The sequence below is a fragment of the Novosphingobium sp. 1529 genome (assembly GCF_040544855.1).
Lineage (GTDB): Bacteria > Pseudomonadota > Alphaproteobacteria > Sphingomonadales > Sphingomonadaceae > Novosphingobium > Novosphingobium capsulatum.
On the sequence record NZ_JBEPKW010000002.1, the window covers coordinates 246,237 to 257,425 of the forward strand.

Genomic DNA, 11,189 nt, shown 5'->3' on the forward strand with positions numbered 1-11,189 from the left:
GCGGCGCAAGGTGTCCAAAGGAAGCTGGACCCCGGATCAAGTCCGGGGTGACGAATCTGTGGTGTTTGAGGGCAAAGGCTTTGGCATGAACGAGACGGTTTACCTTCGCCCCATCGCCTTGACCGAAAGCCCGCAGGCTGACGATGGCCAGGCCGTGCGCCTGGCCGGCGGGCTCGCCTGTGCCAGCCGCTTTGCCCTGCTGGTGCGGGGTGACGGCAAGGTGGTCTCGCGCCAGGTTGTCAGCGCGGGCGACGTAGCTGCTGCCATTGCTGCCTTGCCCGATGCGCTGGCCGCCGACGCCAGCGCGCAATGGGCCAACCTGCGCAAGAGTCATGGCCCGATCGGCTGTGGCGAACGGGTGCTGCGTCTCGATCAGCCGCTGGTCATGGGCATTCTCAACGTCACGCCCGACAGCTTTTCCGATGGCGGCCAGTTCCTCGACAAGCCCGATGTCGCGCTAGACCATGCCTCGGCCATGCTGGCGGCGGGCGCGGCGGTGATCGACGTGGGTGGGGAATCCACCCGGCCCAATGCCGCCGCGGTGTGGGAGGGGGACGAAATCAAGCGCGTGGTGCCGGTGATCGAGCGCCTTGCCGCCACCGGCGCGGCCATTTCGATCGACAGCCGCCGCTCCAGCGTGATCGCCGCGGCGCTCGCCGCCGGGGCGCATATCGTCAACGATGTGTCCGCCCTGCGCCACGATCCGCGCAGCATGGAGATTGTCGCTGCCAGCGGCGCGCCGGTCGTGCTGATGCATGCGCCGGGCGGTGCGGACGACCTCCACGCCGATGGGCATTATCGCGATGTCGTGCTCGATGTGTTCGATGACCTGCGCGCCCGGCGTGATGCCGCGCTGGCCGCTGGCATTGCCGCTGACAAGATCATGCTCGATCCCGGCATCGGCTTTGGCAAAACGCTGGCCGAAAACCTGGCGCTGATCAACGCCCTGCCGCTGTTCCACGCGCTGGGCCAACCCGTGCTGTTTGCCGCCAGCCGCAAGCGCATGATCGGCGCCCTGGCCGGCGAGGCACCGGCAGACCAGCGCCTGGGTGGCTCGGTCATGCTCGCGATCAAGGCGCTGGAGGCGGGCTGCCACATGGTGCGCGTGCACGATGTGGCCGAAACGGTGCAGGCCATGCGCGTGTGGCGCGGCCTGCGCGATGCGGCGCTGACTGATTTTTCGCAGGTAGGTTGAGACGGCTGGGGCTTCGACAAGCTCAGCCCGAACGGTATTCACAAACTGCTCTTTAATCCGTTCGGGCTGAGCCTGTCGAAGCCCCCAGCCGCGCACGCCCCCGTCAGGCCGCGTTGTCGATGCCCAGTTCCGACAGCTTGCGGTAGAGCGTCGAGCGGCCGATCCCCAGGCGCCGCGCCACTTCGGTCATCCGTCCGCGATAGTGGCCGATCGCCAGGCGGATGACATCGGCCTCGATCTCTTCCAGCGGGCGCAGGTTGCCGTCGGCGGTGAACAGCATCACGCCGGCACCGTCGCTGATCGGCGCCGGGCTGCGCGGGGTTTCGCCCACCATCGTCGAGAGATTGGGGAAGTCTTGCGCGGTCAGCGTTTCTGCATCGCAGAACACGGCGGCGCGAAACAGCGTGGCCTGCAATTGCCGCACGTTGCCCGGCCAGTCATAGGCCTTGAGCAGGGCCAGCGCGCTATCGGTGATGCCAAGCGGGCGCAGGCCCGGCTGCTCCCCGATCCGCGTAAGGAAATAGCGGGCCAGCGCGGCGATATCGCCCGACCGCTGGCGCAGCGCGGGCAGATGCACGTGCACCGTGCTGAGCGCATCGACCAGGGGCGCATGATAGAAACCCGCCTCGGCCAGATCGCGCAACGGCGCATTGCTGCACGCGAACAGGCGTACGTCGATGCGGAACGAGTGGCGCGCGCCAATCGGTTGTACATCGCCGCGTTCGACGAACTGGGTCAGCCGTTCCTGCACATGAAGGGGCAGGCGATCGACCTCGTCGATCACCAGCGTGCCGCCGTCAGCGTGTTGCAGCGCACCGATATGCCGATCGAAGGCCCCGGGAAACGCGCCCTTTTCGTGGCCGAACAGCACGCTTTCGATCTGGTTGGCGGGAATGCCGCCAGCGTTGACGATGCGCAGCGGCGCCTTGGCGCGCGGGCTGGCGGCGTGCATCGCGCGCACCAGCATTTCCTTGCCGGTGCCGCTTTCGCCCTCGATCAGCACCGTCTGCTGGGTCCGCGCCGCCTTGGCCGCCACGGCCAGTGCGGCGCGGAATGCCGGCGCGGCGCCGATCATCGAATCAAAGTCGAGCGTCGTGCCGATCTTTTCGGTCAGCGGCTGAAGCTCTGCCGCGGGCGCCTCGCGCGTGGTTGCGCTGCGCAGGGCCTGGAGCAGGCGATCGGGTGCCACGGGCTTGATCAGGTAATCGGTCGCGCCAGCGCGCATGGCTTCTACGGCCAGCAGCGGCGAGGCACTGGTGGTGAGCATCAGGATCGGCAGGGCCGGGCGCCGCGCCTTGAGTTCGGCGATCAGCGCACAGGCATCGTCGCCCGGAACCCATTGATCCAGGATGATGGCGCCCAGTTGCATGCCCTGGCGCGTGCCGAGCGTGGCAATCGCGGTTTCGGAATCGCGGGCCACGAGCGTGCGCCACCCTTCGCGTGCGGCCAGTGCCGTGATCAGCCGGCATTGCGCAGGCTCATCATCGATCAGCATCAGCAGGCGGTCGTCGGCTTCGGCCATGATTTTCCCGTGGTTGAAACAACACCCTATTACGCATTTCTGGTAAAAACCTGATTAAACAATCAGGCCATTCAATCGCCCTTGAGAGACGCGGGGCAGCGGTTTAAGGTGCGCCCAAGGATAATAACGAGGGATGAGTGAGCATGACGTCTGCCAATGATATGAAGGCTGCACGCGAAACCTACGAAGGCTTTATCTCGATGATCAAGGTCTCCGTGCCGGTGATCGCGCTCATCGTCGCTTTCGTGATCCTGATCATACAATAAAGAATGTCACATGACATAACGATCGCCGTCCTTCGGGAACGCGCGACGGGGGAGAGCCGGGTGGCGGCGACACCGGAAACGGTGCGCAAGCTCTCGGCTTTGGGGGCCAAACTGGTGGTGGAAAGCGGCGCGGGGAAGGGCGCCGGTATTTCCGACGATGATTTTCAGGCCGCCGGTGCGGCGATTGCCAGCGCCGATGTCGCCGCCGGCGCGCAGATCGTGCTGGGCGTGCAGGGGCCCGATCCGGCGCTGTTGGCTGGCGCCGCGCCTGGTGCGTGGATCGTGGCAGGGCTCGATCCCTTTGGCCAGCGCGCCCGGGTCGATGCCTATGCCGCTGCCGGGCTTGAGGCACTGGCGATGGAATTCATGCCGCGCATCACCCGCGCGCAATCGATGGATATCCTGTCGTCGCAGGCCAATCTGGCTGGCTACAAGGCCGTGCTGGTGGCGGCCAATCTCTATGGCCGGGCCTTTCCAATGATGATGACAGCGGCCGGCACGGTCAGTGCGGCCAAGGCCTTCATCATGGGAGTGGGCGTGGCCGGCCTCCAGGCCATCGCCACTGCGCGCCGCCTCGGTGCGCAGGTTTCCGCCACCGACGTGCGCTCTGCCACCAAGGAGCAGATCCAGTCGCTCGGCGCCAAGCCGATCTTCGTGGAGAACGTGGCGGGGATCGAGGGCGAAGGCGCGGGCGGCTATGCCACCGAAATGAGCCCCGAATACCAGAAGGCCCAGGCCGAACTGGTATCGAGCCACATCGCCAAGCAGGACATCGTCATCACCACCGCGCTGATCCCCGGCCGCGCCGCGCCGCGCCTGATCAGCGATGCCCAGATCGCTACGATGCGCCCGGGATCGGTCATCTATGACCTCGCCGTGGCGCAAGGCGGCAACGTGGAAGGCAGCGTGGCCGACCAAGTGGTGGAACGCCACGGCGTGAAAATCGTCGGCTATGCCAACACGCCCGCGCTCTTGCCGGCCGATGCTTCGGCGCTGTTCTCGCGCAACCTGTTCAATTTTCTCTCCGCCTTCTGGGACAAGGAACAAGGCCGCCCGGTGCTGGACGAGGAAATCGGCAACGCCATCCGCCTGACGCAAGGCGGGCAGGTCGTGCATGAAAGGCTCAAGGGGTGAGTGTGGACGAGTGATCCTTCCCCTGCGGGGGAGGGGAACCGCCCACAGGGCGGTGGAGGGGGTAGCGATGCGCGATCATAGCGTGCAAGCACTGACAAGCGCGAGAAAGCTGCGCAAAGCCATGAGCTTGCCCGAGGTTCTGCTATGGCAGCGCTTTCGGCAGCGGCCTGCGGGAATCAAGCTGCGCCGACAGCACCCGGTGGGCGGCTTTGTCGCTGATTTCTATTGCGCTGCGTCTAGAACTGTCTTCGAGATCGACGGGATTTCGCATGACATGGGCGCTCGCCCGCTTGCTGATGCCCGGCGTTCGGCGTGGATGAAACGCCACGGGCTTCGCGTGATCCGCATTCCCGCCGCCGACGTTCTCCGCGACCCTGATGCCACGGCCCAAGCCATTATAACCGCGTGCCAAGCAGCACCCCCTCCGTCAGCGCTAGGCGCTGCCACCTCCCCCGCAGGGGGAGGATCTGAAGGTACCTGATCTATGGACTTCATATCGATCCTGAGCATTTTCGTGCTCGCTTGCTTTGTCGGCTATTACGTCGTCTGGTCGGTCACGCCGGCCTTGCATACGCCGTTGATGGCAGTGACCAATGCCATTTCCTCGGTCATCATCGTGGGGGCGCTGGTCGCTTCGGCAGCGGCGGGGTCGCCGCTGGCCAAGGTGCTGGGGCTCGGCGCGGTGGTCCTGGCGTCGGTCAATATCTTTGGCGGCTTTGCCGTTACCCAGCGCATGCTGGCGATGTACAAGAAGAAGGAGAAGAAGTGATGGAGCACGCTTCCTCTCCTTGGGTGGGCCTGGCCTACCTCGTCGCCGGCGTGCTGTTCATCATGGCGCTGCGGGGCTTGTCTTCGCCGGGCACGAGCCGGGCGGGCAACCGCTATGGCATGATCGGCATGACGATTGCCGTGGCGACAACGCTGGTTACCCATTCGATCGCCAGCCTGCCGGAAATCGCGGTGGCCATCGCCATTGGTGGCGGCATCGGCTTCATCATCGCGCGGCGCATCCAGATGACGGCGATGCCGCAACTGGTGGCCGCGTTCCACTCGCTGGTGGGCCTGGCGGCTGTGCTGGTGGGGCTGGCGGCCTATGCCAATCCCGAGGCTTTCGGCATTCTTGATGCGCAAGGGCTGATCGAACCGCAAAGCCGGGTGGAAATGGGCCTGGGCATTGCCATCGGCGCGATCACCTTCTCCGGCTCGGTCATCGCGTTCCTCAAGCTGGCTGGCAAGATGAGCGGCGCGGCGATCCTGCTGCCGGGGCGCCATGTGATCAACCTCGGTACGCTGCTGGCGATCCTTGGGCTCGTCGGCTGGTTCACCCAGGATCAAAGTGCCTGGGTGATCGCCACGATTACCGCGCTGTCTTTCGTGATCGGCTTCCTGCTGATCATCCCGATCGGCGGGGCAGACATGCCGGTGGTGGTCTCGATGCTCAACAGCTATTCCGGCTGGGCCGCGGCGGCGATGGGTTTCACCCTGCACAACACCGCCATGATCATCACTGGCGCGCTGGTCGGCTCTTCGGGTGCGATCCTGTCGTACATCATGTGCAAGGCGATGAATCGCTCGTTCCTGTCGGTGATCGCCGGGGGCTTTGGCGCCGAAGCAGCCGTCAGCGGCGGCGCGGCCAAGGAGCAGCGCCCGTGGAAGCGCGGTTCTGCCGAAGACGCGGCGTTCCTGATGAAGGAAGCCGAAAACGTCATCATCATCCCCGGCTATGGCATGGCTGTCAGCCAGGCACAGCACGTGCTGCGCGAGATGGGTGACGTGCTCAAGGCCAATGGCGTCAACGTGAAATATGCCATTCACCCGGTGGCGGGGCGCATGCCCGGGCACATGAACGTGCTGCTGGCCGAAGCCAACGTCCCCTATGACGAAGTCTTTGAACTGGAAGACATCCAGGGCGATTTCGCCCAGGCCGACGTGGCCTTCGTGATCGGCGCCAACGACGTGGTCAACCCCGCGGCCAAGACCGACAAATCCAGCCCGATCTATGGCATGCCGGTGTTCGACGTGGACAAGGCCAAGACCATCTTCTTCGTCAAGCGCTCCATGGGCGGGGTCGGCTATTCGGGCGTCGACAACGATGTGTTCTATATGGACCAGACGATGATGCTGCTGGCCGACGCCAAGAAGATGGTGGAGGAGATCGTTAAGGCGCTCCAGCATTGAGGATAACCCCTGGTTGACAGCGTCGGCGCGGCGGGGCGAGAAGGCGGGCATGAAGCCCATCGTTCTTGTCGCCGTCGTCGCCGCGCTGTCGCTCGTTTCTACCGGCTGCGTCTCCAAACTGGCCGAGGGCCGCGTGCGCACGGCCTTGGTCGATGCCGGCCTGTCCCACGCCAATGCCGCCTGCATGGCCGAGCGCATGACCGATCGTCTCTCGCTGGGCCAGTTGCGCCGGTTGGAGGCACTGCAGGCGCCCAAGCGCAGCCTGGCTGATTACGTGTGGACCGTGCGCCGGCTCGATGATCCGCAACTGGTGCAAGTGACGGTCAGCGCCGCTGCGCTCTGCGCCATGGGATTGGCCCCCGAAAAGCGGTGAACCGCGTGCGCGCACACGGTGGATCGCTGCCGTGGGCCGCTGGACCTGGGCAGTGGTCTTGCCTAAGGCTGGAGGCCATCGAAACGGGACTGACCGGCGGGGGCCGCCGGTGGGAGATAGTGGTTTGCGCAAGATTGGCCTTATCGGCGGCATGAGCTGGGTTTCGACCCGCACCTATTACGAGCATCTCAACAAGCTGGTTCAGGCGCGCACAAGCACGTTGTCGAGTGCGCCATTGCTGATCGAAAGCCTGGATTTTGCAGGCTTGGCCCGGCTTTCGACGGCGGACGAGTGGGCCCACGCCGCAACCGTGCTGGTGCAGAGCGCCAAGCGGCTGGAGCAGGCTGGTGCCACCGCGCTTCTGATCGGCGCCAACTCGATGCACAAGGTCTATGACCAGGTTGCCGCGTCGGTGGGCGTGCCGGTGATCCACATTGCCGATGCCGTGGGCGCGCGGATGCAGGCCAACGGCGTGAAGACCGCTGCCCTGATCGGCTCGCGCAATGTCATGGTCGAAAGCTTTTACCGCAAGCGCCTAGTGGCCCATGGGGTGACACTGCTGCCGCCGGTGATGGACAATGTCGATGAGATCGACCGGATCATCTATGAAGAGCTGATGCAGGGTCGCGCCACGCGCTCGGCCGAGCGCACGTTCAAGACCTTGTTGACCACGATGGGCCAGGCCGGCGCGCAAGGCGTGGTGCTCGGCTGCACCGAACTCGACATGGTCATCGATGTCGATGCCAACGTGCTGCCGATCTATGACGGCACGCGCATCCATGCCGAGGCGGCGGCAGACTGGATTCTGGGCGCGGGGTGACAGATATGCGCGCGCCCTGGGCCTGCGATCCCGCTGCCTCGCGCGGGCGAGAGTTTTCGCTGGAGCAGGGCGGGGTGCGCGGCCCGCGCAGCGAATTCCAGCGCGATCGCGACCGGATCATCCATTCGATCGCGTTTCGCCGGCTGCGCCACAAGACGCAGGTGTTCATCGCGCCCGATGGCGATCACTATCGCGTGCGGCTGACGCACAGCCTGGAAGTGGCGCAGATCGGGCGCGTGATTGCCCGTGCCCTGGGCGCGGATGAAGACCTGACCGAAGCACTGTGCCTGGCCCACGATATCGGCCATCCGCCGTTCGGTCACGCCGGCGAGGATGCGCTGGAGGCGGCGCTGTCCAATTGCGGTGGGTTTGATCACAACGCCAATACCTTGCGCGTGCTGATGCGCCTGGAAAGCCCTTATGTGGAGCATGATGGCCTCAACCTGACGTGGGAAATGCTCGAAGGCTTGGCCAAGCACAACGGCCCCGTGAAGAAGCCCACCTGGGCGCTGGCCGAACTCGACCAGGCCTTTCCGCTCGATCTCGCCAGCCACGCCTCGATCGAGGCGCAGATCGCCGCGATTTCCGACGACATTGCCTATGACAACCACGATATCGACGACGGACTACGCGGCGGTTTCCTGACGCTGGACGATCTGCTGGAACTGCCTTTCGTGGCCGATCAATGGTACGCGATCGAGGCGCGCCATCCCCATGCCCCGCGCGAGCGGCTGCTGCGCGAATTGGTGCGGGGGCAGATCGGCCGGATGGTCAACGACGTGATCAGCGAAACGCAGCGGCGCCTGGATGATAGCGGCGTTGACAGCGTGGCGGCTGTGCGCGCGGCCGGGCGCGCGCTTTGTGGGTTTTCCGAAGAGGTGCGGCGGGAAGAACGCACGCTCAAGCAGTTCATGTACGCGCGGCTCTACCTTCATCCCGAGCAGGTGGAGGCGGCCGATCGTGCGCGGCATGTGGTGGAAACGCTGTTTGCTGCCTATCGCGCCGATGCCGGACACATGCCGGCCGCCTGGCAGCCGCGCTTGCCGGCGGCAGAGCCGGCGCGCAGCCGCGTTATCGCCGATTTCATTGCGGGCATGACCGACCGCTATGCAATCGACTGTTACGCGAAGATCGTCGGGCAAGTGCCTGAGGGACTTAGCAATGTCTGATCCCGTCCGCGTGCTGCTGGTCGGCGCGACGGGGCTGGTGGGTCAAGCCGTGCTGGCTGCCGCCGCCGGCCGGCCCGGCTTGCGCATGGTTGCCTTGGGGCGCCGTGCGGCGACCTTGCCCGCCGGCGCGCAGATGGACCAATTGGTGATCGCGCCCGAATACTGGGCCGATGCCGTGGCGCAGGTGCGCCCTGATGTGATCGTGCTGGCCTTGGGCACGACGATCGCGGCGGTGGGTGGCGATCGCGCCGCCTTTCGGGCGGTGGACCATGACCTCACGCTGCGCTGTGCGACGGCGGCGCGCCAGACGGGCGTTGCCCATGCCATCCTAGTTTCATCGGTTGGCGCTGATCCGGCTGCGCGCACGTTCTATCTCGCCACCAAGGGTGAGGTGGAGCGCGACGTGGCAGCGCTGGGCTTCGCCCGGTGCGATATATTTCGACCCGGCCTGCTGCGCGGCGCCCGCCAAGGCGCGGTCCGCCCGGCAGAGCGCTTGGGCATGGCGGTGGCGCCGCTGGTCGATTGGGCGCTGAGGGGCTCGCTTTCCCGCTATCGCTCGATCACCGCCAGCACGGTGGGCCAGGCGATTATAAACCTGGCCAGCGTCCAGGCAGATGGGCGGTTCGTCCACCATTTTCGCTCCATCCACAGCGCTGCGCGCGGGACTGCTTATCCAGGCAGTTGACTTGCACGGGGTGCCTGCGCGAAAGGGCGGGCCTGTCGCTGACCCGCGCGGGAGAGTTTGCTGCTGATTCGCATATGTGAAAAAGCAGTGACGCCGAAGGAGCAACCGCCCCGGAATCTCTCAGGCTAAAGGACCGCACGGGGTCTATAGCGACACTCTGGAAAGTGCTGCATTTCCGCAGGGAAATGGGGCCGCCGAAGGGGTAACCCCGCGATGCGCCACAACTAGGGGCGCGGGGGAAAGCTCTCAGGTTTCCGTGACAGAGGGGGCACCGTTGGGTGCACCTCTGTGCGGAGTTGAAACTTGTGAGTGACACATACGATCTCGCCCCGATTGCGGGCGAAAAGCCGCTTATCCTCACCCTGCCTCTCGATGCCTGGCACCGCGCACGCGGCGGCCGGATGGTGGAATTCGCCGGCTATCACATGCCGGTGCAGTACGAAGGCATTCTGGCCGAACACCAGTGGACCCGCGCCCATGCCGGGCTGTTTGATGTGTCGCACATGGGCCAGTTGGTGCTGCGCGGTGACCATGCCGGGCAGGCGCTGGAGGCCTTGCTGCCCGGCGCGTTCACCACGCTCAAGCCCGGCAAGCAGCGCTATTCGCTGCTGTTGGCGGACGACGGCGGCGTCCTTGACGATCTGATCGTGACCAATCGCGGCCCGGATTTCTACGTGGTGGTCAACGGCGCCACCAAGCATGCCGATATCGCCCACATCACCGCGCGCCTGCCGCACGGCGTGACGCTGGACCACTTGGCAGACCACGCGCTGCTGGCGCTGCAAGGACCGGAAGCCACCCTGGCGCTCGGCGCGCTGGGCCTGGTGCCGGCGGCCGATCCGGCCCGAACGCTCGACAGCCTGGTGTTCATGGAAGCTGCGCCGTTCGTGTGGAACGGTGTGGCGCTGGGCGTCAGCCGGTCGGGTTATACCGGCGAAGATGGCTTTGAGATTTCGGTTCACGCCGATCATGCAACGGCGCTGGCCGATGCCCTGCTGGCCCAGCCGCAGGTCAAGCCGATTGGCCTGGGCGCGCGGGATTCGCTGCGCCTGGAAGCCGGCCTGCCGCTCTATGGCCATGATCTTTCGCCCGATATCGATCCGGTAGAGGCCGATCTTGGCTTTGCCATTCCTGCCCGCCGCCGCGTGGCCGATGCCGGTTTCCCCGGTGCCGCACAACTGGCCAAGGCTTTTGCCGAAGGCACTGCGCGGCGCCGCGTGGGCCTGCTGATTGAAGGCCGCATGGCCGCACGCGAAGGCGCCGAGGTGGTGTCAGATGGCCGCACCGTTGGCACCGTCACTTCTGGCGGCTTTGCCCCCAGCCTGGAGCGGCCGATTGCCATGGCCTTCGTCGAAACCGCGCTGGCCACACCCGGCACCGCGCTGACCCTTTCCGTGCGCGGCAAGAGCCTTGCCGCCACTGTCGTTTCGCTTCCCTTCCATCCCCATCGTTACGTGCGCAAAGGAGCCGCCTGATGACCCGCTATTTCACCGCTGATCACGAATGGCTTGTGGTTGAAGGCGATGCTGCAACTGTCGGCATCACCGACTATGCGCAGAGCCAACTGGGCGACATTACCTTTGTCGAACTGCCCGCCGTGGGCGCTGCCCTGGCCAAGGGCGACAGCGCGTCTGTCGTGGATTCGGTCAAGGCCGCTTCGGATGTCTATGCCCCGGTTTCGGGCGCCGTGACCGAAGTGAACCCGGCCCTGGAAGGCGCCCCCGAACTGGTCAATTCCGCGCCGGAAGGCGAGGGCTGGCTGTGGCGCATGACGCTGGCCGATGCCGCTCAGCTTGATGGGTTGATGGACGAGGCGGCCTATGCCGCCCATGTCGCGGGGCTTTGAC

At 65.5% G+C, this 11,189-nt stretch carries 13 protein-coding genes and 2 riboswitches; of the genes, 12 read left to right on the top strand and 1 reads right to left on the bottom strand.

Features of this window, described 5'->3' with window-relative positions; genetic code table 11:
* Positions 1–85 precede the first annotated feature (85 nt).
* Positions 86–1,195, top strand: coding sequence for a dihydropteroate synthase (gene folP, locus ABIC78_RS06435; RefSeq protein ID WP_354488380.1), 1,110 nt, complete (start codon positions 86–88; stop codon positions 1,193–1,195).
* Positions 1,196–1,298: 103 nt separating this feature from the next.
* Here the strand turns inward: folP and ABIC78_RS06440 are convergent, their stop codons facing one another.
* Positions 1,299–2,717: a sigma-54-dependent transcriptional regulator gene (locus tag ABIC78_RS06440; RefSeq protein WP_062782799.1), complete on the bottom strand. Its 1,419-nt coding sequence runs from the start codon at positions 2,715–2,717 to the stop codon at positions 1,299–1,301.
* 143 nt (positions 2,718–2,860) lie between these two features.
* Here ABIC78_RS06440 and ABIC78_RS06445 point away from each other — a divergent pair, with 143 nt between their 5' ends.
* The 11 genes from ABIC78_RS06445 to gcvH all read left to right on the top strand — a co-directional run bounded on the left by ABIC78_RS06445 (position 2,861) and on the right by gcvH (position 11,188).
* A complete protein-coding gene (locus tag ABIC78_RS06445) occupies positions 2,861–2,983 on the top strand; it encodes an aa3-type cytochrome c oxidase subunit IV (RefSeq protein ID WP_022676364.1) in 123 nt (40 codons plus the stop codon).
* A gap of 15 nt (positions 2,984–2,998) precedes the next feature.
* A complete protein-coding gene (locus tag ABIC78_RS06450) occupies positions 2,999–4,117 on the top strand; it encodes an NAD(P) transhydrogenase subunit alpha (RefSeq protein WP_354488822.1) in 1,119 nt (372 codons plus the stop codon).
* A 121-nt stretch (positions 4,118–4,238) separates the two neighbouring features.
* On the top strand, positions 4,239–4,598 hold the full coding sequence (locus tag ABIC78_RS06455; RefSeq protein WP_309804498.1) for an endonuclease domain-containing protein: 360 nt from the start codon (positions 4,239–4,241) through the stop codon (positions 4,596–4,598).
* A gap of 3 nt (positions 4,599–4,601) precedes the next feature.
* Positions 4,602–4,886: a proton-translocating transhydrogenase family protein gene (locus tag ABIC78_RS06460; RefSeq protein ID WP_022676366.1), complete on the top strand. Its 285-nt coding sequence runs from the start codon at positions 4,602–4,604 to the stop codon at positions 4,884–4,886.
* On the top strand, positions 4,886–6,295 hold the full coding sequence (locus tag ABIC78_RS06465) for an NAD(P)(+) transhydrogenase (Re/Si-specific) subunit beta (protein WP_354488384.1): 1,410 nt from the start codon (positions 4,886–4,888) through the stop codon (positions 6,293–6,295). The genes ABIC78_RS06460 and ABIC78_RS06465 overlap by 1 nt, the downstream gene beginning before the upstream one ends.
* 49 nt (positions 6,296–6,344) lie before the next feature.
* Entirely contained in the window at positions 6,345–6,668 is a 324-nt protein-coding gene (locus tag ABIC78_RS06470) for a hypothetical protein (protein ID WP_171798514.1), read from the top strand.
* 124 nt (positions 6,669–6,792) lie between these two features.
* Positions 6,793–7,488 (top strand): aspartate/glutamate racemase family protein, encoded by a 696-nt coding sequence (locus ABIC78_RS06475; RefSeq protein WP_022676369.1) that lies wholly within the window; start codon positions 6,793–6,795, stop codon positions 7,486–7,488.
* A gap of 5 nt (positions 7,489–7,493) precedes the next feature.
* Entirely contained in the window at positions 7,494–8,657 is a 1,164-nt protein-coding gene (locus ABIC78_RS06480; protein WP_354488386.1) for a deoxyguanosinetriphosphate triphosphohydrolase, read from the top strand.
* Positions 8,650–9,342 (top strand): NAD(P)H-binding protein, encoded by a 693-nt coding sequence (locus ABIC78_RS06485; protein WP_354488388.1) that lies wholly within the window; start codon positions 8,650–8,652, stop codon positions 9,340–9,342. The genes ABIC78_RS06480 and ABIC78_RS06485 overlap by 8 nt, the downstream gene beginning before the upstream one ends.
* A 38-nt stretch (positions 9,343–9,380) precedes the next feature.
* Positions 9,381–9,488, top strand: a riboswitch (glycine riboswitch).
* A gap of 1 nt (position 9,489) precedes the next feature.
* Positions 9,490–9,615, top strand: a riboswitch (glycine riboswitch).
* A gap of 32 nt (positions 9,616–9,647) precedes the next feature.
* Complete coding sequence (gcvT, locus tag ABIC78_RS06490) at positions 9,648–10,817, top strand: glycine cleavage system aminomethyltransferase GcvT (RefSeq protein ID WP_354488390.1); 1,170 nt, start codon at positions 9,648–9,650, stop codon at positions 10,815–10,817.
* Positions 10,817–11,188: a glycine cleavage system protein GcvH gene (gene gcvH / locus ABIC78_RS06495; RefSeq protein ID WP_169047895.1), complete on the top strand. Its 372-nt coding sequence runs from the start codon at positions 10,817–10,819 to the stop codon at positions 11,186–11,188. The genes gcvT and gcvH overlap by 1 nt, the downstream gene beginning before the upstream one ends.
* Position 11,189: the final 1 nt, after the last annotated feature.

What these genes read in the sequence shown, in the direction of transcription:
- ABIC78_RS06485 (WP_354488388.1), top strand. Translation starts at nt 8,650, where the DNA reads ATGTCTGATCCCGTCCGCGTGCTGCTGGTCGGCGCGACGGGGCTGGTG.
- ABIC78_RS06465 (WP_354488384.1), top strand. Translation starts at nt 4,886, where the DNA reads ATGGAGCACGCTTCCTCTCCTTGGGTGGGCCTGGCCTACCTCGTCGCC.
- folP (WP_354488380.1), top strand. Translation starts at nt 86, where the DNA reads ATGAACGAGACGGTTTACCTTCGCCCCATCGCCTTGACCGAAAGCCCG.
- ABIC78_RS06480 (WP_354488386.1), top strand. Translation starts at nt 7,494, where the DNA reads ATGCGCGCGCCCTGGGCCTGCGATCCCGCTGCCTCGCGCGGGCGAGAG.
- ABIC78_RS06470 (WP_171798514.1), top strand. Translation starts at nt 6,345, where the DNA reads ATGAAGCCCATCGTTCTTGTCGCCGTCGTCGCCGCGCTGTCGCTCGTT.
- ABIC78_RS06460 (WP_022676366.1), top strand. Translation starts at nt 4,602, where the DNA reads ATGGACTTCATATCGATCCTGAGCATTTTCGTGCTCGCTTGCTTTGTC.
- gcvH (WP_169047895.1), top strand. Translation starts at nt 10,817, where the DNA reads ATGACCCGCTATTTCACCGCTGATCACGAATGGCTTGTGGTTGAAGGC.
- ABIC78_RS06445 (WP_022676364.1), top strand. Translation starts at nt 2,861, where the DNA reads ATGACGTCTGCCAATGATATGAAGGCTGCACGCGAAACCTACGAAGGC.
- ABIC78_RS06440 (WP_062782799.1), bottom strand. Translation starts at nt 2,717, where the DNA reads ATGGCCGAAGCCGACGACCGCCTGCTGATGCTGATCGATGATGAGCCT.
- ABIC78_RS06455 (WP_309804498.1), top strand. Translation starts at nt 4,239, where the DNA reads ATGAGCTTGCCCGAGGTTCTGCTATGGCAGCGCTTTCGGCAGCGGCCT.